Genomic DNA, 22,646 nt, shown 5'->3' with positions numbered 1-22,646 from the left:
CGACTATTCCGCTGTCTCTGGACCAAGATGAAAGCGGATCAGGGCAGTGTGAGCGCGACAGTCTCATTATCCCATCCGGTCTGGTTGGTGCGGGCGCGGATATGGACCGACCGGGTTCCTTCCGGCACCGCGACGCCAGACAGGGACCGGGTGAAGGGCTGTTCCGTCACATGCGGATGGGCCAGAATGCGTGTGCCAAGCACGGTGCCATCGGAGAGTTCGATCCGCCATCCATCGGCATAGTCGTCCCAGCCGGTATCGTCATGCTCTAAAGTCACATCAAAGCGCCAGTCGCTTTGTGCCCGCGTGGCCTCGGCCCCTAGGATGCGGGCAGGGTCGGACAGGGCGGGGCTGGCAAGCAGCAGAAGGGACAGGGGCAGGACACGCATGTGGGCAGGGTGGCAGGCCACAGGACGCCCGTCACCTGACATTTGCGCGAGGCTTAGGGGGCTGACTGGGGCGGGACCATCAGGATGCGGCGGGAATGCGAAGCAAACTCGCGCGACCAGATCATGTAGCTGACTGCCGCCGTGCCACAGATCAGCGCCAATGGTCCAAGCAGCCAGGCCAGCGACCCGAGCGAGAAATAGAGCGCCCGGAGCCCCCGGTTGAAGTTGAAGGCAGCGCGGATATTGACCTCGGCCGCCTGCATCGCGCGGGGCAGGGTGCGCAGATCGTCCGGTTCGTTCGGCACGGCGGCCATCAGCACGGCGCAATAGCCAAACAGCCGGTTCGACCAGACGAATTTGAGGAAGGCGTAGAGCAGGAAGATGCCGGTGGCCATCAGCTTGATCTCAACAACCATGGTTGGCGTGCCACCAAGGGTCAGGTCTTCGGCCACGCCAAGCAGCCGCTCGGCATTGCCGATAAGCGCCAGAAGCCCGCCAAGCGCGATCATCGAGGCGGAGGCGAGGAAGTTTGTGCCTTGCCTGAGGCTCGACAGGATCGCCGCGTCGAAGATGCGCGGCTGGCGGGTAATCATCTCTCGCATCCAGTCGCGGCGGTATTCGATCATCAGGATCGTGACGGAAGGTCGGGACAGGCGCGAAGATTCGATTAGCCATCCGAGCACGACCCACGCGCAGAAGATCAGCGCCGTGGCGAGGGCATCAAACGGTGTGAAGAGGGCGATTTGGTCAAGAAATCTCATTTGGAAACCCTATATCCGAGGGCTTTCTATTGCTAAAGCGGTAAATTGGTTATATTTGTTTACCAAATTTAGGGAGGATCGCCATGGAAATGCCAGCCCCGAACCAGACGATTTTGTCGGGTAAGGCCCGGATCGTGGCGCGCCTGAAGGCGGTGCTGCCAATAGATGCGGTAATCGATGACCCTTCGGAAACACGCGCCTATGAATGCGACGCACTGACGGCTTATCGCTGCCCACCTCTGGCAGCGGTCTTGCCTTCGTCGACCAAAGAGGTCGCAGCGGTGTTGAGGATCTGCCACGAGGAGGGTGTTCCAGTTGTGCCACGCGGCGCGGGAACATCATTGGCGGGCGGGGCGTTGCCGACGGCCGACAGCGTGATCCTGGGCGTGGCGCGGATGAACGAGGTTCTGGAAACCGACTACGATAACCGCATCATCCGGGTGCAGACCGGGCGCACGAACCTGTCTGTCACCGGCGCGGTTGAAGAGCATGGGTTTTTCTACGCGCCTGATCCGTCGAGCCAGCTGGCCTGCGCCATTGCCGGCAATATCGCTATGAACTCGGGCGGGGCGCATTGCCTGAAATACGGCGTGACCACCAACAACCTGATGGGTGTCACGATGGTGCTGATGGATGGCACGGTGGTCGAGATCGGCGGCGCGCATTTGGATGCGGGCGGGCTGGATCTGCTGGGGCTGATTTGCGGATCGGAAGGCCAGCTTGGGGTGGTGACAGAAGCCACTCTTCGCATCCTGCCCAAGCCCGAGGGCGCGCGACCGGTGCTGATTGGATATGACAGCAACGAGGTGGCGGGCGAATGTGTGTCCGACATCATCAAGGCGGGCGTTCTGCCGGTTGCGATCGAGTTCATGGACCGTCCCTGTATCCGCGCGACCGAGGCGTTTGCGGGCGCGGGATACCCCGATTGCGAAGCGCTTTTGATCGTGGAGGTCGAGGGATCGGACGCCGAGATCGACGCGCAGCTTGGGGTGATCAGCCAGATCGCCCGCAAGCATAACCCCGTGGAATTGCGCGAAAGCAAATCCGCCGACGAAAGCGCGCGGATCTGGCTGGGGCGCAAATCGGCCTTTGGAGCCATGGGGCAGATCAACGATTACATGTGCCTCGACGGGACGATCCCGGTGTCAGCCCTGCCACTGGTGCTGCGCCGGATCGGGGAGATGTCGAAGGAATACGGGCTGGATGTGGGCAATGTCTTCCATGCCGGGGATGGCAATATGCACCCGCTGATCCTGTTCGATGCAAACAAGCCGGGCGACCTGGAGAAATGCGAAGCTTTCGGGGCGGATATCCTGAAGCTCTGTGTCGAAGTGGGCGGGTGCCTGACCGGCGAGCACGGCGTGGGGATCGAAAAGCGGGATCTGATGGTGGCGCAATTCACCGGGCCGGACATGGACGCTCAGATGCGGGTGAAGGATGTGTTCGATCCGAAATGGCTTTTGAACCCGGCCAAGGTGTTTCCGTTGTCGGTTTCGCAGTCGCATAGGGATTTCGCCGCCTGACGGCGTCGATCCGCGGGGGGATCCTCCCCCCGCACCCCCCTGGAGTATTTCTGCCAAGAAGAAGGAAGGGCGCTTTCATGCTGAGCCCGAGGGACGAACAAGAGCTGAGTGAGGCGGTGGCCGGGGCCGAAGGGGCCTTGCGCATCGTCGGTGGCGGCACGCGGCCCATTGGGCGGTCGGTGATGGGCGAGGATCTGTCCACGGCCGGGCTGTCGGGGATCGAGCTGTATGAGCCCGGCGCTTTGACGATCGTGGCGAAAGCGGGCACGCCCCTGGCTGAGGTGGAGGCCGCGCTGGCGGCAGAGAACCAGCGGCTGCCTTTTGAGCCAATGGATCATCGCGGGTTGCTTGGGATGTCGGGCGAGCCGACCGTCGGGGGCATGGTTGCGGCCAATGTCTCGGGTCCACGGCGGATTCAGGTCGGGGCGTGCCGGGATTCGCTTATTGGCGTTCGGTTCGTCGACGGGCGCGGGACGATCATCAAGAATGGTGGCCGGGTGATGAAGAACGTCACCGGCTACGACCTGGTGAAGCTGATGGCTGGTAGCTATGGGACGCTCGGCGTGCTGAGCGAGGTGGCGTTCAAGGTGCTGCCGGGGATTGAGACGCGGGCCTGTGTGCTGATCAACGGTCTGTCCAATACGGATGCAGTGACGGCAATGTCCAAGGCGCTTGGGTCGCCATTCGAGGTTTCGGGTGCTGCACATACGCCTGCCGGGATCGACGGGCATCCGGTGACGATGCTGCGGCTGGAAGGGTTCGCCGACAGTGTTGCCTATCGCGCCGGCAAACTGCGGGATGTGTTGGCAGATATGGGCGACATCTCCGTCGAAACGGACCCGGACCGTGTGCAGGCAGGGTGGCAATGGGTGCGCGATGTTGCGTCGTTCCATGGCCGCGCGGGCGATGTCTGGCGGATTTCCGTGAAGCCCTCGGACGGGCCGGAGATCGCTGCACGGGCCGGGGGCGATGTGCTGATGGACTGGGGCGGGGGGCTGGTGTGGGCCCTGGTGCCAGAGGGCACCGACCTGCGGGCGGACCTGGGCGATTTCGCAGGCCATGCGACATTGATCCGGGCCAGCGAGGAAACGCGCGGGCGGGTCCCGGTCTTTCACCCCGATCCGGCCCCGGTGGCGGCTCTCTCGGAGGGTCTGCGCCGTCAGTTCGACCCGAAAGGCATTCTGAATCCGGGGGTCATGGGCTGATGCAGACTTTCTTTACAGACGACCAGTTGAAAGACCCGGGGCTTGCCCGGTCGAACGAGATTTTGCGCGCCTGCGTTCATTGCGGCTTCTGCACGGCGACCTGCCCGACCTACCAGGTTCTGGGGGATGAATTGGACAGCCCGCGGGGGCGGATATATCTTATAAAAGATATGCTCGAAAGTGGACGGCCTGCGGATGAGAAGACCGTCAAGCATGTGGACCGCTGCCTGTCTTGTCTGGCTTGCATGACGACCTGTCCGTCAGGTGTGCACTACATGCATTTGGTCGATCATGCGCGCGACCATATCGAGAAGACCTACAAACGTCCGCTGATGGACCGGCTGCTGCGCTGGACGCTGGCCAAGATCATCCCCTATCCGGGGCGGTTCCGTCTGGCGCTGCTTGGGGCCAAGATCGGACGGCCCTTCGCGTTCCTGATGCCTGATGCGCGGCTCAAGGCAATGCTGGCGATGGCGCCCAAGCAGATCCCGCCGGTCAGCAGAAACGACGATCCGCAGGTGTTCCCGGCGACCGGCGAACGGAAGAAGCGGGTGGCTCTCATGACCGGCTGTGCGCAGAAGGCGCTGAACACCGATATCAACGACGCCACGATCCGGCTGCTGCGGCGTTTGGGCTGTGAAGTCGTGATTCCGCATGGGCAGGGCTGCTGCGGGGCGCTGACGCATCACATGGGCAAGACCAAGGAAAGCCATGGCTCGGCGGCGAAGAATATCCGAGCGTGGAAGGCCGAGATGGATGGCGACGGCTTGGATGCTATCGTCATCAACACCAGCGGTTGCGGCACGACGGTCAAGGATTACGGGCACATGTTCCGCAACGAACCGCTGGCACAGGATGCGGTGGCGGTGTCGGGGATCGCAATGGATATATCGGAACTGCTGATGCAGCTCGATCTTCCAGAGGGGTCTGACAAGGGCCTGACCGTTGCCTATCACGCGGCCTGTTCGTTGCAGCATGGTCAGCAGATCAAGACCTTCCCGAAGGACCTGTTGCGGCGCGCGGGCTATGGGGTTGTCGAACCGGCGGACCCGCATCTGTGCTGCGGCTCGGCGGGAACGTATAACCTGATGCAGCCAGAGATTTCCGGCAAGCTGAAGGCCCGCAAGATCCGCACGTTGGAGGCGAAGAACCCCGATATCATCGCGGCGGGCAATATCGGGTGCATGATGCAGATCGGATCGGGCACCGAGGTGCCGATTGTCCATACCGTCGAGCTGCTGGATTGGGCCACCGGGGGGCCACGCCCGCCCGCACTGGATGCCGAGGGCAAGCGCGAGATTCCTGTCCCAATCCTGCGCTAGAGGGTCAAACTTCTGCCCCAGTCCGCTGGCATCCTTGCCCCGACCTGAAACCGGGGTAGTCAAAAAATGCGTGTTTTGCTGGCTTTTCTTCTGATGACCACTGCGGCCTCAGCGCAGATCCTGCCGACGATTGCGCCTGCCGGCCCGCCCTTGCAAGAGGTGACGGGCGACGGGTTGGATCGGCAATGGCAGGCTGTGGGTCGGTTCGACACCGGGACAGGGTTTTGCACCGGCACGCTGATTGCTGCTGATCTGGTTCTGACGGCGGCCCATTGCCTGTTCGATCCCACAACCGGCCAGCAGCTGCCCGAGGCCGGGTTTCGGTTTGGCGCCGGGCTGCGCAATGGTCAGCCGATTGCCCTGCGCGGGGTGCGTCGGGTGGTGATGCATCCCGGTTATGAATACGACCTGCCCGATGATCTGGACCGGGTTCGCACGGACATCGCCTTGTTGGAGCTGGATCGCGCGATCCCGTCCAATCAGGTGGTTCCGATCCCGGCGCGCGGCCGCGCGGTAGAGGGCGACCTGGTGCAAGTGGTATCCTACGGGCGTGATCGGGAAGATCATGCGTCGCTGGAGAACGGCTGTGCGGTGGAAACCGGCGATGGCCGGATGCAGGTGCTTAGCTGCCATGTTGTGCCCGGCTCGTCCGGGTCGCCGGTGTTCGTATCAACCGGCGGACATCCCGGCATTGTATCGGTCGTATCGGCCATGGCGCATTGGCGTGACGATCCGGTTGCGCTGGCGGCGGATCTGCAAGGCGGTCTGGCACCTCTTCTCGATCTTCTGGATCGCACTGACGATGTTTTTTCGCGTGAGGCTCCGCGTTTGCGGACCCTGACCATGGGCAATAACGGTCAGGACGAGCTTGGTGCGCGTTTCATCCGCGTTACCCCTTGAAGCGGGCGGGATCGCATCCCAAATCTTGATCTATCCGGTGCCCGCGACAGGGGCCGGATGTTTCACCCGGGCGGGTCTCATCAGATCGCCCATACAGTCAGGTATCGCTCAAAGAAGAGGATGACCCCATGAGAACCCAAGATTTTTCCCCGCTTTTCCGTGCTTCCGTCGGTTTTGACCGCGTCGCAGATATGCTCGATCGAGTGATGACGCAGGATGTCGGCACCAGCACTTATCCGCCCTACAATATCGAGAAAATCGACGAGAATGCCTATCGCATCTCTGTCGCTGTCGCTGGCTTTACCGGCGATGAGCTGAGCGTCGAGCAGCGCGAGAATGCGCTCGTGGTTGCGGCCCGCAAGGAAAAGGACGAAACCGCGCGCACCTATCTGCATCGCGGCATCGCCACCCGCGCTTTTGAGAAGCGCTTTACGCTTGCAGACCATGTGAAGGTCACTGCCGCGACCCATGAAAACGGCATGTTGCATATCGACCTTGTGCGCGAAGTGCCCGAGGCGCTGAAACCGCGCCGCATCGCGATCACCTCTGACGCCGGGGTTCCGGCGATCGAGGGTGAACCTGCCTGATTTCCCGTCAGGCATCCCTTCGTTGAACCTGGCGCGGTCCCTCGGGGCCGCGCTTTTTTGTGTTTTGGGCAATTTAGGCTAAGCTATTTAACATGTTGCAGCGTGGAGAGGCCCGATGACACAAATAGATTTCTGGTACTCCATAGGGAGCACCTATAGCTACCTGACCATCTTGCGACTTCCCGAAGTCGCCCGACGGGAAGGTGTCGACATTCGCTGGCGACCGTTCAACGTTCGCCACGTGATGGTGGAACAGAACAACATTCCCTTCAAGGACAAGCCTGTGAAGACCGCGTATATGTGGCGGGATATCGAACGCCGCGCCCCCCGCTACGGTCTTCACCCGAAGCTTCCCGCGCCCTATCCGCTGCCCGGTCTGGTTCTGGCCAATCAGGTGGCGTTGCTCGGGGCCGAGGAGGGCTGGGGCGAAGCTTACACGCAGGCAACATATCGGCGATGGTTCGAAGCGGGCCAGCCTGCGGGCGAGGACCCCAATCTGTCCGACAGCCTTGCTGAAATCGGACAGGACCCCGCGCGGGTTCTGGAGTCCGCACAATCGGAGCGGATCGTGGATGCGTTGGCGCGTGACACGGCGCAGGCAATGGCACTCGGGGTGTTTGGATCCCCCAGCTTCGTCGTGGGAGGCGAGGTTTTCTGGGGCGACGACAGGTTGGAGGATGCTATTGCCTGGGCCAAGTCCGGCAGACTGTAGCTGCCTTCAAAACCACTGCCCCGGTTCCATCAGACCCAGTTCCATCAGCTGCCGTGAAGACCAGTAGAACCGCGTCGACTTGTGCCAGCGGAAATTGTCCACGTCATGGCGTGAACCGGGGTTGGTGCGCAGGGCCTTGGCGACCCTGAAAGAACAGATCGCGGCTGACATGGAATGGTGCCACGGGCAGGAATAGGTGTTCATTTCCTCGATAGACAGGGTGTTGTCCTCGCGCAGGCTCAACCCTTCAACGGCCTGAAACAGCGCGGGCCGGTCGATACGGCGTTTGGCTTCGGGAACATGTTCCTCGAACCTCCAGCGCAGCCCGCCATAGAAATTGAGCTGCCGGTCCAGCACGTCGTCGTTATCGTTGCGCCGGGTTTCAGCGTAGTAGCCCGAACTGTCGAGATGAGCGTTTTCCAGCGACACCGCGTTCGGGCATCTGGACAGATCCTCGGCATAGAGGTCGACAACATAACCCAGGATCGTATTGCGCCGTTCTTCGGTGACAAAGGCCAGTGCCTCACCCACCCGGCGCTGTTCGCAGAATGGGAAGAACAGGTATTCCGCGTTATAGCAGTAGTGAATCCATTCCCCCGGAACCAGCTTGATGAGCGCATTGACGATGGTTTGCGCAGTGCCGGGTTGGCGGGTGGGATGGCGGATCGTGTCGATGATATCAGGATCGGCCAAGGTTTCGGGCAGCTCCACATCCTCGGGCAGCAAAAGGAAAATCCGGCGAAAGCCCAAATGGGTCACGTGATCCAGCGTCGAGGCAAGCTCGGTCGCGTCCTCCGCGATGACAATCGCAAAGGGGCCCTTGCCAAGGGGGGTGCTTATGGCATGGCGTTTGAAATGGTCCAGGGACGAATGGTTCATTTGCCGGTTTCCGGTTCTTGCTGCCCGCGCATACTCTGCCCTCAGGGTTGCGATTTTGCAAACGCCTCACGCCGGCCGGATTGAAGCAGCGGGTCGCATGCGATACATGCGGCCTGAAACCCGACAGGAGCCCACCCTATGTCCGCGCCCAAGAAGCTGTTCGTCAAGACCTATGGCTGCCAGATGAACGTCTACGATTCCGAACGCATGGCAGAGGCGCTCGGGTCCGAAGGCTATGTGCAGGTGCAGACCGCGGAAGAGGCGGACATGATCCTGCTGAACACCTGCCATATCCGTGAGAAGGCGGCCGAAAAGGTCTATTCCGAGCTTGGCCGGATGAAGCCCATGCGCGAGGCCAATCCCGATCTTAAGATCGGCGTTGCGGGCTGCGTGGCACAGGCCGAGGGCGAAGAGATCATGCGCCGTCAGCCGATGGTGGATCTGGTGGTCGGCCCGCAGACCTATCACCGCCTCCCTGCCATGGCTCGGGCCGTGGCCCAGGGGGAAAAGGCGCTCGACACAGATTTCCCGGAAGAGGACAAGTTCCTGCATCTGCCAAAGGCGCGAAAGCCCAAGCGCGGTCCCACGGCGTTTCTGACCGTGCAGGAGGGATGCGACAAGTTCTGTGCCTTCTGCGTGGTGCCCTACACCCGCGGGGCCGAGGTGAGCCGTCCCGCCGAGCGTCTGCTGCGCGAGGCGAACGAGTTGGTTGAGCGCGGGGTGCGTGAGATCACCCTTCTGGGCCAGAACGTGAATGCCTATCACGGGGAGGGTCCCGACGGGGAATGGGGATTGGCGCGGCTCATTCGCGAGATGGCGAAGATCGACGGGCTAGACCGGATTCGCTTCACCACGTCCCATCCCAATGACATGGAAGACGACCTGATCGCCGCCCATGGCGATTGCGACAAGCTGATGCCCTATCTGCATTTGCCCGTTCAGTCGGGATCGGACCGCATCCTCAAGGCGATGAACCGCAAGCATACGGCTGCCGACTATATCCGGCTGATTGCCCGCATCCGCGCTGCGCGCCCCGATTTGCTGTTGTCGGGCGACTTCATTGTTGGCTTTCCCGGTGAAACGGATGACGATTTTCAGGCCACCATGGACCTGGTGGAAGCCGTCGGATACGGGCAGGCGTACTCGTTCAAATACTCTGCCCGTCCCGGAACCCCGGCTGCCGAAAAAACCCCGGTCGAGGCCGCTGTAGCGGATGAGAGGTTGCAGCGGCTACAGGCGCTTTTGACCAAACAGCAGCGTGCTGCACAGGATGGCATGGTCGGGCGCGAAGTGTCGGTTCTGTTCGAAAAGCGTGGTCGGCTGGACGGCCAGTTGGTCGGCAAGTCCGAGTATCTGCACGCGGTCCACGCATTGGCGCCCGAGCATTTGCTTGGCCAGATCGAAAAGGTTCGGATCATCGAAAGCGGGCCGAATTCATTGGCCGGACAGCTGATCACCGACTGAGCTTGGTGACATGGCAGGGCGGTATAAGCGCCCCGCCATGCGTTTAGTTCTGCAAATGCCGATGCGAGGCGTGCGGCGGTGACTCCCTGAAGATCTGCGCCAGAACCGCCTGACTGTGGCCGGGGTCATCGACCCCGTCGATGTCGCGACAAACCCGTTCCGAGATCGCATGTGCCTCGGGGAAGGTATAGCCAGCCGCAACAAGGCTATCGACGAAGACCGGTTCTGGGCGGTCCCAGATCACCTCCTGCCACGGGCCGCGGAAACAGCTGATCGTAACGGTGATCCGCTGAACCTGCACATTTTCATGCGCATGTCCGTCATTGCCATGCCAATGGCCGTGGCCATGTTCGTGATAGCCATCTGCCACAAGCGGGCTGGATGACAGTAACAAAGCGGCAACTGCCGCAAGGGATTTGCGTGTAGCTTTCATTTCCCCCAATCCTTTTTACATGCCCTGAGACGGGCGAAACCAACACACTGCTCGGCCGGGAAATGGTTCGAATGGCTCTCACCTGGCCATCCGTCCCCACTCATGCGCCAGAGTTTAACGAACGGTTAAGGTCTGTGAAGGCGATCAGGCGAAAGGGATCAAAAGGGGAAACGGTGCCAGGGTCATGACAACACTGTCTTTGCCAGGGCAACAACCACTGCCAGTTTTCGCACCGTTAACCCATTCCCGCCTAAATTTCGCCAGATTGGAGGCAAGCAAAGCACGGGATTGATTCGGGTAAGTTTCCGGTCTGACAGCGCCGGTCAGGCGTTTTTCAGACTTCCCAAACACCGGCGGATTGATAAACTGTTGCGAATAAATAGGCTTTTCCCAGCCGGCGCTGCCACGCCAAGGGAATGTGTAAAGGTAACCAAAGGGGGTGTCGCGGTGATGCGCGTTTTAAGTCCAGGTTTGAGATCGGTGTTTCTGGCTGCTTTGGTGGCCTTCGTTTCAGTGTTGACCCTACCGGGTGTGGCCTCTGCCCAAAGTGGCGGAGCGATAACGGGCTCGATTGAGCCCGGGATCTGGATCGACCCCGATGGGTGTATGCACTGGGTCGCAGATGGCGGTGTCGAAGGTTACATGACCAGCCGGGTGAACCCCGAAAACGGTATGCCGGTCTGTATGGAGATGAACACCTGCGCCGTTGCAAATACCGATACGCTTTTTGCGACCGACAGTTCGCGTCTAACGGCAGCGGGGCGGGCGCATCTGGAACAGTTCTTTAGCTCCGCCGGGGCCTTTGCCTACGCGATCTACGGACATACCGACAGCCGCGCCTCGGATGAATACAATATGGGCCTCTCGCAGCGCCGCGCCGCGTCTGTCGCTGCTGTGGCCCGCTCGGTCGGGGCGCGCGTGGCTCGCGAAATCGGCTATGGGGAACGGCGTCCGCGGGTGCCGAACACCAGCGCTGCCAATATGCAGCAGAACCGCCGTGTTGAAATCGTGTGCTACAGGTGACCGAGATGACGAGTGTTTTGAAACCGCTGAAACTGTCTGCCCTGCTCGCCTCGGCCCTGGTGCTGACAGGCTGTATCGAGACGATCGAAGGTGTGTCCCCCACCAACGACCCTGCGCCGGTGCATGCTATTGCACATGACCGGGGCCGCGACGCAGGCAGCCTCACACAGCTGGAAGCCGGAATTTGGGTGGACCCGGACGGGTGTCAGCACTGGATCGTCGATGACGGCCTGGAGGGATACATCGACCCGCGCCGCGACCCTGTCACTGGCTTGCCTGTCTGTACCCCGATTGCACCGCCGGGCTCTATTGTTGGCGATGCCGGGGCAGGTGCCGCCGGTATCCGAGACTGGGTACCCAACCGGCGATAATAGATCGCATCTGTAGAAAACGGGCGGTGTCTGATCGGCACCGCCCCTTTTCATTCTGCGGAACAATTCATCACGATATGGGGAAATCTCGCCCAACCGCCCACAAGTGGTTGCGTTGGCCCCGCTCTGTTGCCACACTGGTTCCACAACCTCGATGCTGGAGACCCCATTGGCGACAACCACGCTGCCTCCTCCGCCCGCAGACGCCCCTTTGGAGCGCGTTCTAGAATTCCCTGAAAATCGACTGCTGATCGAGCTTTGCGGCGAGTTTGACCGCAATATTGCGCAGATAGAGCATCTATTGGACGTGCAGATCGTTCGCAGAGGCAATGCACTGGCTGTTCATGGCGGCGCTCGGGACGACGCCGCGAAGGCCCTGGAAACGCTCTACAAACGGGCTGAGTCGGGGCGCTCGATCGAGCCCGGAGATATTGACGCAGTCGTGCGGCTAGGGAATTCGGACGAAGGAACAGGCGCGCGCGATGGCGACCAGATGGAGATGTTCCAGACCGGTGACCTGGAGATCAAGACCCGCAAGAAAACGGTAGAGCCGCGCACCAAGGCACAGCAAGAATATGTCAAGGCTCTCTTCACCCATGAACTGGCCTTCGGAATCGGACCGGCGGGCACTGGTAAGACCTATCTTGCGGTGGCTGTGGCCGTGAACCAGATGATCAACGGCCATGTTGACCGGATCATCCTCAGCCGCCCGGCGGTGGAAGCGGGCGAAAAGCTCGGCTACCTGCCCGGGGACATGAAGGACAAGGTCGATCCCTACATGCAGCCGCTTTACGACGCGCTGAACGATTTTCTGCCGGGCAAGCAACTGGCCAAGCTGATCGAAGAAAAGCGCATCGAAATTGCGCCACTGGCCTTCATGCGCGGACGAACGCTGTCCAATGCCTATGTGGTTCTGGATGAAGCTCAGAATGCGACTGGCATGCAGATGAAGATGTTCCTGACCCGGCTTGGGCAAGGTAGCCGCATGGTCATTACCGGTGACCGCAGTCAGGTTGACTTGCCAAGGGGCGTGACCAGCGGGCTGAGAGAAGCTGAGCGCATTCTCGAAGGGATCAAAGGCATCAGCTTCAACTACTTCACCGCCAAGGATGTCGTGCGTCATCCGATGGTAGCGAAGATCATCGAAGCCTATGATGCCGACGATCCGGCAGCGCGCGGGTGAGGGAAAAATCTTGATCCAAGATTTTTCGAACGCAGCAAAAATCTTCTTGAAGATTTTTGAGGGTCGGAAGAATTTTCGGGAAAATTCTTCGTTCTGGTGCGCCAGATGACGGAACATTCACTTGTAGATGTCATCGTCGAAGCCCCCGACTGGGATGTTGTGGACCTTGACGCTTTGGCAGAGCGGGCCTGCGGTGCGGCGCTGACAGGGTTGGGGCTTGTCCCGGAACATTTCGAAATTGCCCTGCTCGCCTGCGACGATGACAGAATCGCGGATTTGAACGCTGGTTTTCGCGCCAAGGCGCAACCGACGAATGTCCTGTCATGGCCAGCGGATGAAATCGACCTTCCTCTTGGTCAGACACCTGAATTGCCGAAGCCGGACCCTCAGGGTTCACCCTACGAGCTGGGAGACATCGCGATTGCCTTTCAGACCTGTGCGCGCGAGGCGGCGGACCAGAATAAGCCCCTAGAAGACCATATCAGTCATCTTCTTGTACATGCGACCCTGCATCTGTTGGGTTTTGATCACATAAATGATCCCGATGCCGCCCATATGGAAGCAATCGAGACGCGTATCCTTGCAACCATGGGTATCCCTGACCCATATTAGGGCCAACGGGTTTTCAGGCCCGGCATATGTCCTTGGAAAGGATCCATGAACGACTCCCCCGAGTCTTCCTCTAGCGCAGCGCAAGGCGCGCAGGAGGCGGACGAAAGTTCAGACCAGAAACCTGGCCTTTTGGCCCGGCTCTTTGGCAACGCTCAGCCCTCCGAACCATCTGAATCGAATGCTCACCCGACGCCTCCCGCCGGGTCGGCAGCGCATGCGGCGATCTCGATCTACAACCTGCGGCGTATGCGCCTGGATGACGTGGCTGTGCCACGCGCCGAGATTACTGGTGTGGCGGTCGATATCGCCCTGGAGGATCTGGTGAAGGTCTTCCGCGAGAGCGGGTACACCCGCTTGCCGGTATATGAAGGGACGCTGGATACACCGATTGGCCTCGTGCATCTAAAGGATCTGGCGCTGATTTACGGTTTCAACGGTGGTGGAAAAGCCATCGACCTGCGCCCAATGCTACGCCCGCTTTTGTTCGCGCCGCCTTCGATGCCGATCGGGGTGATGCTGCAAAAGATGCAGACCGAGCGGATCCATATGGCTCTTGTGATAGATGAATATGGTGGCGTGGACGGATTGGTGACGCTTGAAGATCTGATCGAGCAGGTCATCGGCGAAATCGAGGATGAGCACGATGTCGAGGAAGACAAGCTCTGGCTTGAAGAAGCTCCGGGCTGCTGGCTGGCGCGGGCCAAGGCGCCGCTTGACGAGTTCGAGGAGGAAGTCGGAGTTGATCTGACCGAAGGCCTTGACGATGAAGAGATCGATACGCTCGGCGGATTGGTCTTCGTGTTGTCGGGTCGGGTGCCTGCGCGGGGTGAAGTCATTCCCCATCCTGCGGGACCAGAAATCGAGATTGTCGATGCCGATCCGCGCCGGATCAAGCGGTTGCGGGTGCGATTGCCCAAAGGCCGCGACGGGTGACGGGGGCTGCTCTTTGGGTCACATCGCGAACTCTGCGGCAACGGCTCTGCCTGAGCTTTGGCGCAGGGGTGATCGCGGCCCTTGGACTGGCCCCGTTTGACCTTCCCCTTTTGGCTTTGGCCGGATTTGCCGGTTTTGCGCTGCTCTTGATTGATCCGGATGGCCTGAAACGGGCCTTCTGGATCGGCCTTGCGGGGGGGACGGGATATTTTGCCCTGTCCTTGCACTGGATCGTGGAGCCGTTTTTTGTCGATCCATGGCGGCATGGATGGATGGCCCCGTTCGCCCTGATTTTGATGGCTGCCGGTCTGGCGCTTTTCTGGGGGGTGGCGGCGTCCTTGGCTGTGCGCCTTACGCAGCCCGGATTGCTCCGCCCACTGATATGGGCCTTGGCGCTTGTCCTTGTTGAAATGCTCCGGGCCTCGATCTTCACCGGTTTTCCGTGGGCGCATCCCGGTCATATCTGGATTGGCAGCCCCCTTATGGGTTTGGCTGCCTGGATCGGTCCGCATGGACTGACCGCGCTGACCCTTTTGCTGGCGGCGGGCATTGCGGGTGCGGTTTGGTCGCGTCCGGTTATAGGGGCGGTTCCGGTTGCCGTTCTGGGTGCGGTGTTCGGGGCTGCATCGCTTATCCAACCGGCCCCGGCGGCAGACGAAAACGCACCGGTCATTCGTCTGATTCAGCCAAATGCCCCTCAGCATCTTAAATGGCTGCCCGAGATGATCCCGGTCTTTTTCCGGCGGTCACTGGAATTGACGGCCAGCGAACCACAACTCGCGGATCCGCCACAGTTGGTGATATGGCCGGAAACTTCTTTACCTGCGCTGTTGCGAAACTCTGAACCCTGGCGAGAGGCAATTGGCCAGGCTGCTGGTGTGGCCCGTGTGGTTGTTGGTGGGCAACGCGTGCAAGACGGCACCGTGCGCAATTCTCTGTTTCTGCTTGATCAGGATGGAGCGTTTGTCGCAACCTATGACAAGCACCACCTTGTGCCCTTTGGGGAATACATCCCGCTTACGGCGATGGCCCGCAGCATCGGCCTTCGTGGTTTGGCCGAGGCCGCTGGTCCGGGATATGCGCCGGGGCAGGGGCCGGAATTGCTGGATCTCGGAGAGCTTGGCCGGGCCTTTCCGATGATCTGCTACGAGACGATCTTCCCCAGCTATATTCGGCAGGTCGAGCGGCCGGATTGGTTGCTGCAAATCACCAATGACGCTTGGTTTGGAGAGTTCTCGGGCCCGTTCCAGCATTTGGAACTGGCGCAGCTTCGTGCCGTAGAACAGGGTCTTCCACTGCTGCGTGCGGCCAACACGGGCGTATCCGCCGTCATAGATGCGCGCGGTCAGGTGCTGTCGTCGCTGCCGCTTGGGGAAGAGGGGGCGCTTGATCTGCGGTTGCCGCCGCCATTGCCGGCGACGGTCTATGCACGGACCGGGGATTGGCCCATCTGGGTGTTGCTACTTGGCTTGTCACTCTGCGTCACGCTGGCAGATCGACGCGTGCGCCATTGATCCTGCCGTCCAAAGCGCGTATGGCGCAGGTCTAACCGCCCCACAACGGCTTCCTGGCGTGGCGGCGATAACAGGTAATGGAGCACTTCCCATGTCGCGCAATAACTACATTTTCACTTCTGAATCCGTGTCAGAAGGGCACCCGGACAAGGTCTGTGATCGTATCTCTGATGCGGTTCTGGATGCCTTCCTTGCCGAAGAACCCGAGGCCCGCGTTGCCTGTGAAACCTTCGCAACCACCAACCGGGTCGTCATCGGTGGTGAAGTGGGGCTGAGCGATCAGGCCAAGCTGACCGAGTATATGGGCCGGATCGACGAAATCGCGCGCGATTGCATCCGCGACATCGGCTACGAGCAGGACAAGTTCCACTGGCAGACGGTGGAAATCACCAACCTGCTCCACGAACAATCCGCGCATATCGCTCAGGGGGTAAACGCGGCGGAGAACAAGGACGAAGGTGCGGGCGATCAGGGCATCATGTTCGGGTTCGCCACCAATGAGACGCCCGCGCTGATGCCCGCACCTATCCAGTATTCCCACGCGATCCTGCGCCGTCTGGCGGAAGTTCGCAAATCGGGTCAGGAACCCGCGCTTGGTCCCGATGCCAAGTCGCAGCTTTCCGTTCGTTATGAAAACGGCAAGCCGGTTGAAGTCACCTCGGTTGTGCTGTCAACGCAGCATCTGGATGAGACGCTGAGCTCGGACGATGTGCGCGCAATCGTAGAGCCCTATATCCGCGAAACCCTTCCCGATGGCTGGTTGACCGCTGCTACCGAATGGCACGTGAACCCGACCGGTAAGTTTGTCATTGGCGGCCCCGATGGGGACGCGGGCCTGACGGGCCGCAAGATCATCGTCGACACCTATGGTGGCGCTGCGCCCCATGGCGGCGGCGCGTTTTCCGGCAAGGACCCGACCAAGGTGGACCGCTCGGCTGCCTATGCCGCGCGTTACCTTGCCAAGAACGTTGTGGCCGCAGGTCTGGCCGACCGTTGCACGCTGCAACTGTCCTACGCCATTGGCGTGGCCAAGCCTCTGTCGATCTATGTCGACACCCATGGCACGGGTCAGGTGCATGAAGCAGCGATCGAGAAGGCCGTTGCCCAGTGCATGGACCTGACCCCGCGTGGCATCCGCACCCACCTTGGGCTGAACAAGCCCATCTTCCAGCGCACGGCGGCCTATGGTCACTTCGGCCGGGCACCAGAAGCTGATGGCGGGTTCTCATGGGAGGCGACAAATCTGGTCGAGGCCCTGAAAGCCGCCGTTTAACAGGCAGCGCAACCTGTGCTAAAGAACTGCGGCGTCCTGATGCGGGGCGCCGTTTTTCTATTCGGAGACACCAGATGTCCGCCACCAAGCCGCCCTACACGCGCAATTTCATCAAGCATTATGCTGTTTTCGCCGCCTCGGTCGCGATCATTCTATACCTTCTGATCACTGTGGTAGGCCTGGATCTCAGCGGTTCGATCCTGCGCGGAGCCGTAATAGGTGGTGCCATTGGCGCGATGATCGTGCCGTTCCAGTGGTTCGCCCAAAGCTATCGCGATGCCGAGGGGCAGCGCTCAACCGGCGGAGAGGCCTGGAAATTCAGCTTCACATGGGCGGCGCTGGCGATGCTTGTGCATATCGTCGTTGCTGTTGCACTCTTTGTGATCGGCTGGCGGATCCCTGGCATTCTGCCCCAGGAGCAGGTTCAGATGATCGGCGTGCTGATCGCCGTTGCGTTGTTCTTTCAGGTGCCGATTTTTCGGCTTTTCATCTGGTCGGCCTTCAGCGGCATCGAGGCGCGCGAACGCCGCGCACGGGGCGGTTGAGCCGCCGGCGCTTTGCCGCTATGTCCCGCGGCTGATCCGGCAATCGAGGCACCAGCGTGAGCGACAACACCAAGCACCCCAAGGCCCCGTGGCGCAACTTCTATGGCCGTCGCAAGGGAAAGACCCTGCGCGACAGCCAGGAAACCTATCTGGATGAGGATCTTGCGGCCCTGTCTCCTGGTGCGGTCGATTGGGAATCTAACCCAGAGCGGGTGCCGCTTGACCTCGATACGCTTTTTGGCGGGCGCGATGTCTGGCTGGAGGTGGGCTTTGGCGGTGGCGAACATATGGTGCATCAAGCCACGCAGAACCCCGATGTCGGTATCATCGGATGCGAGCCTTATATCAATGGCGTCGCCATGCTGCTTGGCAAGATCCGCGCGGCGGGCGTCCACAACCTTCGGGTCCATCCCGGCGATGCGCGCGATATGTTCGACGTGCTGCCCGAGGCGAGCATTTCACGCGCGTTCCTGCTCTACCCCGATCCCTGGCCGAAAAAACGCCACCATCGCCGCCGCTTCGTGACGCCTGAGCATCTGGAGCCCTTGGCCCATGTGCTGAAGCCCGGTGCGATTTTCCGGGTCGCAACCGATATTCCCGACTACGTGCGCCAAACTCTGGAAGAGGTGCCGCGCCACGGGTTCGAATGGCTGGCGGAAGGGCCAGAGGATTGGCGTGATCCTTGGCAAGACTGGATCTCGACCCGGTATGAGATGAAGGCGCTACGTGAAGGGCGCACACCCCACTATCTGACGTTCCGCAGACGCTGAGGCCCGATGTCGCCCTTGGGGCCAATACTTGGGGCGGGCGCGAGGCGGCGGGACAGAACCCCAGCAGGTGGATGAATGCCCCCGAAAATGGGGTGTGCGTTCACTTGCGCCCGGATCCATGCCGAAGGCGGTGAAAGCGTCTGGTTCCAACATGTTTGCAGACGGGTAAAGAGGGGAGTGGACGCCCCACCTGTCAGGCGCTATCACCCGGCCCGAACCCTTTGCAGGAGACGCGCCCATGTCCGGCCACGGCAGCCCCGTTCCCATGACCTCGCACCCTTCGGGGCCGCTGACAGGCACCGCCGATGTGCCCGGCGACAAGTCGATCTCACACCGCGGCCTGATCCTTGGTGCCATGGCCGTGGGCGAAACTCGCATCACTGGCCTGCTAGAGGGGCAAGACGTGCTCGACACAGCCAAGGCGATGGAGGCCTTCGGTGCGGATGTCGAACGCCTGGGCGATGGCGAATGGCGCGTGCACGGGGTGGGTGTCGGAGGCTTTGCAGAACCTGACAACGTAATCGACTGCGGCAATTCCGGAACCGGCGTGCGGTTGATCATGGGGTCGATGGCAACCTGTCCAATCACTGTGACCTTCACTGGCGATGCAAGCCTCAACAAGCGCCCCATGGCGCGGGTCACGGACCCGCTGGCGCTGTTCGGGTGTCAGTCTGTGGGCCGCGAGGGCGGGCGGCTGCCGATGACGCTTGTGGGCGCGGCAGAGCCGGTTCCGGTGCGCTACACGGTGCCAGTGCCGAGCGCACAGGTGAAATCCGCGGTGCTGCTGGCAGGGCTCAATGCCCCCGGACAGACCGTGGTGATCGAGAAAGAAGCGACCCGCGACCATACCGAGCGGATGCTTGCGGGTTTTGGCGCTGAGATCTCGGTGGAAGACACAAGCGAAGGCCGGGTCATCACCCTGACTGGCCAGCCGGAGCTGAAGCCGCAGACCATCACCGTCCCACGCGATCCGTCCTCGGCGGCCTTCCCGGTCTGTGCGGCGCTTATCGTGCCGGGATCTGACGTCCTGGTCCCAAATATCGGACTCAACCCCACCCGTGCAGGTCTGTTCTACACTCTACAGGAGATGGGCGCGGACCTAACCTTCGAGAATAAGCGCGAAGAGGGGGGAGAGCCGGTCGCCGATCTGCGTGCGAAATATTCCCCGAATATGCAGGGTATAGAGGTTCCGCCTGCCCGCGCCGCATCAATGATCGACGAATACCCGATTCTCTCGGTCGTCGCGGCCAATGCGACCGGCCAGACCGTCATGCGTGGCGTCAAGGAATTGCGGGTGAAGGAAAGCGACCGGATCGACGCGATGGCCACTGGGCTGCGTGCAAATGGTGTGGAGGTCGAAGATGGTCCCGATTGGTGGATCGTCACCGGCAAGGGAGCGGGGAACGTACCCGGGGGCGGCCTGACCGAAAGCCATCTCGACCACCGCATTGCCATGTCCTTCCTCTGCCTCGGTATGTCCACGCAAAACCCGGTGCGGGTTGATGATGCCAGCCCGATCGTCACCAGCTTCCCGATTTTTGAGCCACTGATGGCGTCGCTCGGGGCCTCGCTGGAGCGGACTGGCCTTTAACAGGTCGCTTTCCAGCGTGACATCGTTGATCTGCCCGTGCTGTCTTTGGCCCGAGGTCACGACAAAGGATGGCACGATGATCACGGGAAGCTGCCTGTGTGGAGAGATCAGCTATCAGATTCGGGGGGAGATCCCCGAGGGTGTTTCTGGATGCCATTGCAACCAGTGCCGCAAAGTGACCGGCCATTTCAGCGCAGCCGCGCCCGTCGCCTGGAACGCAATCACCATCGAAGGCTCGCCCCGCTGGTATGACTCCACTCCCGGCAAGGCACGGCGGGGCTTTTGCAGCACCTGTGGCAGCTATCTGTTCTGGGAGCAGTACGACGGTATCGTCTTTGTTTCGGCGGGGTCGATGGATGCACCAACCGGGCTTAGTCTGAAGCGGCATATTTTCTACGCCGACAAGGGCGACTATTACCGCTGCGAGGATGGCGCGCCTTGCTACGTGGGCTGGGAAACCGGAGAGGAGATCGACGCATGACCAATGGATCCTGTCTTTGCGGCGCTGTCCGCTTCACAATCACCGGGCCGCTCAGACCCGTGATCGCCTGCCATTGCAGCCAGTGCCGCAAGACTTCGGGCCACCACGTTGCCGCAACATCTACGCATCGCGACCACATCACGGTCGAGGGCGCGGTGACGTGGTTCCAATCCTCGGACACAGCCCGGCGTGGGTTCTGTGGTATTTGCGGGTCAAACCTGTTCTGGGACGGAACGGGAGAGAATCTTTCAATCTTCGCGGGCAGTCTCGATGGGGCATCCGGATTGACGATCGCTGGCCATATCTTCTGCGCTGACAAGGGCGATTACTACGATATCCCCGAGGGTGTGCCGCAGGCCGAGGGCTATGACCCGGTGTTGACGACCATGGTCGTGGACTGATCGGGCTTGCACCGAGGCGCGGGCGGGGCTAGCCCTGTGCCCATGGCTTTTACAGTTGCAATCGACGGGCCCGCAGCGGCGGGCAAGGGCACCATCGCGCGGGCAGTGGCGGATCATTTTGGCTTTGCCTATCTGGATACGGGGCTGCTGTATCGCGCCGTGGGCCAGCGGATGCTGGATGGAGAAGATCCGGTCACAGCGGCTGAGGCCTTGCGCGCCGAAGACCTCGATCATCCCGACCTGCGCGGGGCTGAGGCGGCTCAGGCGGCCAGCAAGGTTGCGGTGATCCCAGAGGTGCGCGCGGCGCTGCTCGACTTTCAGCGCGCCTTTTCCCGGCGCATGGGTGGCGCCGTTCTGGATGGGCGCGACATTGGCACGGTGATTTGCCCCGATGCGGAAGCGAAGCTTTACGTCACAGCATCCGACGAAACCCGCGCGGCCAGGCGGCACAAGGAACTGGTGGCGAACGGTCGTGAGATCGGCTTTGACGAGGTGTTGGCGGAACTGCGCGAACGCGATGCGCGCGACAGCGCCCGGGCCACCGCCCCGCTGAAACCTGCGGAGGATGCCGTGATGATCGACACGTCGGACATGACGATTGAGCAAGCATTCGTAGCAGCGATAACAGCCATTTCCCAAAGGATGCCTTGATGCGACGGATGAAGCTTGGCCAATCCGGCCCCATAGTCTCCTGCCTCGGCTACGGAGCGATGTCATTTTCCGATTTCTACGGGGCCACAACGGACGAAAACTCTTTCGCCATTCTTGATGAGGCGATGGCCGCCGGGGTGACACATCTGGATACCGCCAATGTCTATGGCATGGGGCGGTCGGAGCGGGTGATCGGTGACTACCTGCGTGCGCGGCCAGAGGCGCGCGACCATTTCACCATCGCCACCAAGGCCGCGATAACGCGGGACGGGGATGGCAACCGCATCTTCCGAAACGATCTGGAGCATCTGGAGGCAGAACTGGATGCCAGCCTGAAGCGGCTCGGGGTTGAGGCGGTGGACCTCTTCTACGCGCATCGCCGGGATAAATCCCTCCCTATCGAGGAAAGCGCTGAGGCGCTGGCATCACTGGTCAAAAAAGGCAAAACCAAATCCATTGGCCTGTCCGAAATCTCGCCGACAACGCTGGCCCGCGCCCATGCGGTGCACCCGATTGCGGCGGTTCAGTCGGAATATTCTCTGTCCACCCGGTCGCCGGAACTGGGGCTCATCCAGGGCTGCGCGCGGATCGGGGCGACATTCGTGGCCTTCTCGCCCGTGGGGCGCTCTTTCCTCACGGACAGGCCGCTTAGCTGGGAAGTGGTGCAGGACCTGCCCTTCCTCGCTTCTAACCCGCGCTTCAGCGCGGAAACCTACCCTGCCAATATCTCCGCAACCGATGCGTTCCGCGCACTGGCCGCCGAGATGGGCACCAGTGCCGCCGCGTTGGCCGTCGCCTGGACGCTGGCGCAGGGGGATCACGTGCTGCCCATTCCCGGCACAAGGTCGCTGGATCATTTCCGCCAGCATATCGAGGGGGCCAACATGACCCTGTCAGAAAGTGATCTTGCGGCGATTGAAGCCGTTCTGCCCGCCGGGTGGGCGCATGGCGACCGCTATTCAGAGGAGCAGTGGGTCGGGCCCGAGCGCTTCTGCTGAACTCCAAGCCTTGATTTGCAGGCGTTGCAGGCTTGCTCTTTCCCCCGCCAGTGGCTATAGAGCGCCCGTCAAGCAGGCGGTCAACGTCTCATACGGGCAGGGTCGGGTCATTCCCCGGCCCTCAT

25 protein-coding genes and 1 riboswitch are annotated in these 22,646 nt (G+C 61.3%); of the genes, 21 read left to right on the top strand and 4 right to left on the bottom strand.

What is annotated here, in order from left to right:
- Nucleotides 1-38 precede the first annotated feature (38 nt).
- Nucleotides 39-389 (bottom strand): hypothetical protein, encoded by a 351-nt coding sequence (locus ACROHD_RS10710; RefSeq protein WP_432677767.1) that lies wholly within the window; start codon nucleotides 387-389, stop codon nucleotides 39-41.
- A gap of 53 nt (nucleotides 390-442) precedes the next feature.
- Nucleotides 443-1,150 (bottom strand): DUF599 domain-containing protein, encoded by a 708-nt coding sequence (locus ACROHD_RS10705; protein WP_432677765.1) that lies wholly within the window; start codon nucleotides 1,148-1,150, stop codon nucleotides 443-445.
- A gap of 83 nt (nucleotides 1,151-1,233) precedes the next feature.
- On the opposite strand from ACROHD_RS10705, the gene ACROHD_RS10700 reads away from it, so the two are divergent.
- The 6 genes from ACROHD_RS10700 to ACROHD_RS10675 all read left to right on the top strand — a co-directional run bounded on the left by ACROHD_RS10700 (nucleotide 1,234) and on the right by ACROHD_RS10675 (nucleotide 7,399).
- Nucleotides 1,234-2,673 (top strand): FAD-linked oxidase C-terminal domain-containing protein, encoded by a 1,440-nt coding sequence (locus ACROHD_RS10700; RefSeq protein WP_432677764.1) that lies wholly within the window; start codon nucleotides 1,234-1,236, stop codon nucleotides 2,671-2,673.
- An 80-nt stretch (nucleotides 2,674-2,753) separates the two neighbouring features.
- On the top strand, nucleotides 2,754-3,878 hold the full coding sequence (locus ACROHD_RS10695) for an FAD-binding protein (protein ID WP_432677773.1): 1,125 nt from the start codon (nucleotides 2,754-2,756) through the stop codon (nucleotides 3,876-3,878).
- Nucleotides 3,878-5,200 (top strand): glycolate oxidase subunit GlcF, encoded by a 1,323-nt coding sequence (gene glcF / locus ACROHD_RS10690; RefSeq protein ID WP_432677763.1) that lies wholly within the window; start codon nucleotides 3,878-3,880, stop codon nucleotides 5,198-5,200. The genes ACROHD_RS10695 and glcF overlap by 1 nt, the downstream gene beginning before the upstream one ends.
- 66 nt (nucleotides 5,201-5,266) lie before the next feature.
- Nucleotides 5,267-6,100 carry a trypsin-like serine peptidase gene (locus ACROHD_RS10685; RefSeq protein ID WP_432677762.1) on the top strand — a complete coding sequence of 278 codons (834 nt, stop codon included), beginning with the start codon at nucleotides 5,267-5,269 and terminating at the stop codon, nucleotides 6,098-6,100.
- A 128-nt stretch (nucleotides 6,101-6,228) separates the two neighbouring features.
- Entirely contained in the window at nucleotides 6,229-6,687 is a 459-nt protein-coding gene (locus tag ACROHD_RS10680; protein ID WP_432677761.1) for an Hsp20 family protein, read from the top strand.
- 115 nt (nucleotides 6,688-6,802) lie between these two features.
- A complete protein-coding gene (locus tag ACROHD_RS10675) occupies nucleotides 6,803-7,399 on the top strand; it encodes a 2-hydroxychromene-2-carboxylate isomerase (protein ID WP_432677760.1) in 597 nt (198 codons plus the stop codon).
- Between the two features lie 6 nt (nucleotides 7,400-7,405).
- On the opposite strand, the gene ACROHD_RS10670 is transcribed toward ACROHD_RS10675, so the two are convergent.
- Nucleotides 7,406-8,278, bottom strand: coding sequence for a hypothetical protein (locus tag ACROHD_RS10670; RefSeq protein WP_432677759.1), 873 nt, complete (start codon nucleotides 8,276-8,278; stop codon nucleotides 7,406-7,408).
- A gap of 138 nt (nucleotides 8,279-8,416) precedes the next feature.
- On the opposite strand from ACROHD_RS10670, the gene miaB reads away from it, so the two are divergent.
- Nucleotides 8,417-9,742, top strand: coding sequence for a tRNA (N6-isopentenyl adenosine(37)-C2)-methylthiotransferase MiaB (gene miaB, locus ACROHD_RS10665; protein WP_432677757.1), 1,326 nt, complete (start codon nucleotides 8,417-8,419; stop codon nucleotides 9,740-9,742).
- Nucleotides 9,743-9,785: 43 nt separating this feature from the next.
- On the opposite strand, the gene ACROHD_RS10660 is transcribed toward miaB, so the two are convergent.
- Nucleotides 9,786-10,175 carry a hypothetical protein gene (locus ACROHD_RS10660; RefSeq protein ID WP_432677755.1) on the bottom strand — a complete coding sequence of 130 codons (390 nt, stop codon included), beginning with the start codon at nucleotides 10,173-10,175 and terminating at the stop codon, nucleotides 9,786-9,788.
- A gap of 606 nt (nucleotides 10,176-10,781) precedes the next feature.
- Between ACROHD_RS10660 and ACROHD_RS10655 the strand changes: the two genes are divergently transcribed.
- The 14 genes from ACROHD_RS10655 (at nucleotide 10,782) to ACROHD_RS10590 (ending at nucleotide 22,521) form a co-directional block, all read left to right on the top strand.
- Nucleotides 10,782-11,198 carry an OmpA family protein gene (locus ACROHD_RS10655; protein ID WP_432677753.1) on the top strand — a complete coding sequence of 139 codons (417 nt, stop codon included), beginning with the start codon at nucleotides 10,782-10,784 and terminating at the stop codon, nucleotides 11,196-11,198.
- Nucleotides 11,199-11,203: 5 nt separating this feature from the next.
- A complete protein-coding gene (locus ACROHD_RS10650) occupies nucleotides 11,204-11,569 on the top strand; it encodes a hypothetical protein (protein WP_432677752.1) in 366 nt (121 codons plus the stop codon).
- A gap of 154 nt (nucleotides 11,570-11,723) precedes the next feature.
- Nucleotides 11,724-12,752 carry a PhoH family protein gene (locus ACROHD_RS10645; protein ID WP_432677751.1) on the top strand — a complete coding sequence of 343 codons (1,029 nt, stop codon included), beginning with the start codon at nucleotides 11,724-11,726 and terminating at the stop codon, nucleotides 12,750-12,752.
- Between the two features lie 105 nt (nucleotides 12,753-12,857).
- A complete protein-coding gene (ybeY, locus tag ACROHD_RS10640; RefSeq protein WP_432677749.1) occupies nucleotides 12,858-13,364 on the top strand; it encodes an rRNA maturation RNase YbeY in 507 nt (168 codons plus the stop codon).
- A 45-nt stretch (nucleotides 13,365-13,409) separates the two neighbouring features.
- Nucleotides 13,410-14,297 carry a hemolysin family protein gene (locus tag ACROHD_RS10635; RefSeq protein ID WP_432677747.1) on the top strand — a complete coding sequence of 296 codons (888 nt, stop codon included), beginning with the start codon at nucleotides 13,410-13,412 and terminating at the stop codon, nucleotides 14,295-14,297.
- On the top strand, nucleotides 14,294-15,811 hold the full coding sequence (lnt, locus tag ACROHD_RS10630; RefSeq protein WP_432677746.1) for an apolipoprotein N-acyltransferase: 1,518 nt from the start codon (nucleotides 14,294-14,296) through the stop codon (nucleotides 15,809-15,811). The genes ACROHD_RS10635 and lnt overlap by 4 nt, the downstream gene beginning before the upstream one ends.
- Before the next feature lie 34 nt (nucleotides 15,812-15,845).
- Nucleotides 15,846-15,896: riboswitch (SAM-SAH riboswitch) on the top strand.
- A 6-nt stretch (nucleotides 15,897-15,902) separates the two neighbouring features.
- A complete protein-coding gene (metK, locus tag ACROHD_RS10625; RefSeq protein ID WP_432677744.1) occupies nucleotides 15,903-17,084 on the top strand; it encodes a methionine adenosyltransferase in 1,182 nt (393 codons plus the stop codon).
- Nucleotides 17,085-17,158: 74 nt separating this feature from the next.
- On the top strand, nucleotides 17,159-17,629 hold the full coding sequence (locus tag ACROHD_RS10620) for an ABZJ_00895 family protein (protein WP_432677742.1): 471 nt from the start codon (nucleotides 17,159-17,161) through the stop codon (nucleotides 17,627-17,629).
- A 56-nt stretch (nucleotides 17,630-17,685) separates the two neighbouring features.
- Complete coding sequence (gene trmB / locus ACROHD_RS10615) at nucleotides 17,686-18,399, top strand: tRNA (guanosine(46)-N7)-methyltransferase TrmB (protein WP_432677741.1); 714 nt, start codon at nucleotides 17,686-17,688, stop codon at nucleotides 18,397-18,399.
- 238 nt (nucleotides 18,400-18,637) lie between these two features.
- Nucleotides 18,638-19,990, top strand: a complete 1,353-nt coding sequence (gene aroA, locus ACROHD_RS10610; protein WP_432677740.1) for a 3-phosphoshikimate 1-carboxyvinyltransferase — start codon at nucleotides 18,638-18,640, stop codon at nucleotides 19,988-19,990.
- 76 nt (nucleotides 19,991-20,066) lie between these two features.
- Entirely contained in the window at nucleotides 20,067-20,471 is a 405-nt protein-coding gene (locus tag ACROHD_RS10605; protein ID WP_432677738.1) for a GFA family protein, read from the top strand.
- Entirely contained in the window at nucleotides 20,468-20,872 is a 405-nt protein-coding gene (locus ACROHD_RS10600; protein WP_432677737.1) for a GFA family protein, read from the top strand. Before ACROHD_RS10605 ends, ACROHD_RS10600 begins: the two co-directional genes overlap by 4 nt.
- A 42-nt stretch (nucleotides 20,873-20,914) precedes the next feature.
- Nucleotides 20,915-21,523: a (d)CMP kinase gene (locus tag ACROHD_RS10595; protein ID WP_432677736.1), complete on the top strand. Its 609-nt coding sequence runs from the start codon at nucleotides 20,915-20,917 to the stop codon at nucleotides 21,521-21,523.
- Nucleotides 21,523-22,521, top strand: a complete 999-nt coding sequence (locus ACROHD_RS10590; RefSeq protein ID WP_432677735.1) for an aldo/keto reductase — start codon at nucleotides 21,523-21,525, stop codon at nucleotides 22,519-22,521. The genes ACROHD_RS10595 and ACROHD_RS10590 overlap by 1 nt, the downstream gene beginning before the upstream one ends.
- The last annotated feature ends 125 nt before the right edge of the window (nucleotides 22,522-22,646 follow it).

This window comes from Nioella aestuarii, from assembly GCF_050896395.1.
Lineage (GTDB): Bacteria > Pseudomonadota > Alphaproteobacteria > Rhodobacterales > Rhodobacteraceae > Nioella > Nioella aestuarii.
Note: the sequence above shows the minus strand (reverse complement) of the source record. Positions and strands in the feature narration are given on the sequence as shown.

Excerpts from the sequence above, each read along its gene's own strand:
- ACROHD_RS10710 (WP_432677767.1), bottom strand. The coding sequence starts at position 389 with ATGCGTGTCCTGCCCCTGTCCCTTCTGCTGCTTGCCAGCCCCGCCCTG.
- ACROHD_RS10705 (WP_432677765.1), bottom strand. The coding sequence starts at position 1,150 with ATGAGATTTCTTGACCAAATCGCCCTCTTCACACCGTTTGATGCCCTC.
- ACROHD_RS10700 (WP_432677764.1), top strand. The coding sequence starts at position 1,234 with ATGGAAATGCCAGCCCCGAACCAGACGATTTTGTCGGGTAAGGCCCGG.
- glcF (WP_432677763.1), top strand. The coding sequence starts at position 3,878 with ATGCAGACTTTCTTTACAGACGACCAGTTGAAAGACCCGGGGCTTGCC.
- ACROHD_RS10685 (WP_432677762.1), top strand. The coding sequence starts at position 5,267 with ATGCGTGTTTTGCTGGCTTTTCTTCTGATGACCACTGCGGCCTCAGCG.
- ACROHD_RS10680 (WP_432677761.1), top strand. The coding sequence starts at position 6,229 with ATGAGAACCCAAGATTTTTCCCCGCTTTTCCGTGCTTCCGTCGGTTTT.
- ACROHD_RS10675 (WP_432677760.1), top strand. The coding sequence starts at position 6,803 with ATGACACAAATAGATTTCTGGTACTCCATAGGGAGCACCTATAGCTAC.
- ACROHD_RS10670 (WP_432677759.1), bottom strand. The coding sequence starts at position 8,278 with ATGAACCATTCGTCCCTGGACCATTTCAAACGCCATGCCATAAGCACC.
- miaB (WP_432677757.1), top strand. The coding sequence starts at position 8,417 with ATGTCCGCGCCCAAGAAGCTGTTCGTCAAGACCTATGGCTGCCAGATG.
- ACROHD_RS10660 (WP_432677755.1), bottom strand. The coding sequence starts at position 10,175 with ATGAAAGCTACACGCAAATCCCTTGCGGCAGTTGCCGCTTTGTTACTG.
- ACROHD_RS10655 (WP_432677753.1), top strand. The coding sequence starts at position 10,782 with ATGCACTGGGTCGCAGATGGCGGTGTCGAAGGTTACATGACCAGCCGG.
- ACROHD_RS10650 (WP_432677752.1), top strand. The coding sequence starts at position 11,204 with ATGACGAGTGTTTTGAAACCGCTGAAACTGTCTGCCCTGCTCGCCTCG.
- ACROHD_RS10645 (WP_432677751.1), top strand. The coding sequence starts at position 11,724 with ATGCTGGAGACCCCATTGGCGACAACCACGCTGCCTCCTCCGCCCGCA.
- ybeY (WP_432677749.1), top strand. The coding sequence starts at position 12,858 with ATGACGGAACATTCACTTGTAGATGTCATCGTCGAAGCCCCCGACTGG.
- ACROHD_RS10635 (WP_432677747.1), top strand. The coding sequence starts at position 13,410 with ATGAACGACTCCCCCGAGTCTTCCTCTAGCGCAGCGCAAGGCGCGCAG.
- metK (WP_432677744.1), top strand. The coding sequence starts at position 15,903 with ATGTCGCGCAATAACTACATTTTCACTTCTGAATCCGTGTCAGAAGGG.
- ACROHD_RS10620 (WP_432677742.1), top strand. The coding sequence starts at position 17,159 with ATGTCCGCCACCAAGCCGCCCTACACGCGCAATTTCATCAAGCATTAT.
- aroA (WP_432677740.1), top strand. The coding sequence starts at position 18,638 with ATGTCCGGCCACGGCAGCCCCGTTCCCATGACCTCGCACCCTTCGGGG.
- ACROHD_RS10605 (WP_432677738.1), top strand. The coding sequence starts at position 20,067 with ATGATCACGGGAAGCTGCCTGTGTGGAGAGATCAGCTATCAGATTCGG.
- ACROHD_RS10600 (WP_432677737.1), top strand. The coding sequence starts at position 20,468 with ATGACCAATGGATCCTGTCTTTGCGGCGCTGTCCGCTTCACAATCACC.
- ACROHD_RS10595 (WP_432677736.1), top strand. The coding sequence starts at position 20,915 with ATGGCTTTTACAGTTGCAATCGACGGGCCCGCAGCGGCGGGCAAGGGC.
- ACROHD_RS10590 (WP_432677735.1), top strand. The coding sequence starts at position 21,523 with ATGCGACGGATGAAGCTTGGCCAATCCGGCCCCATAGTCTCCTGCCTC.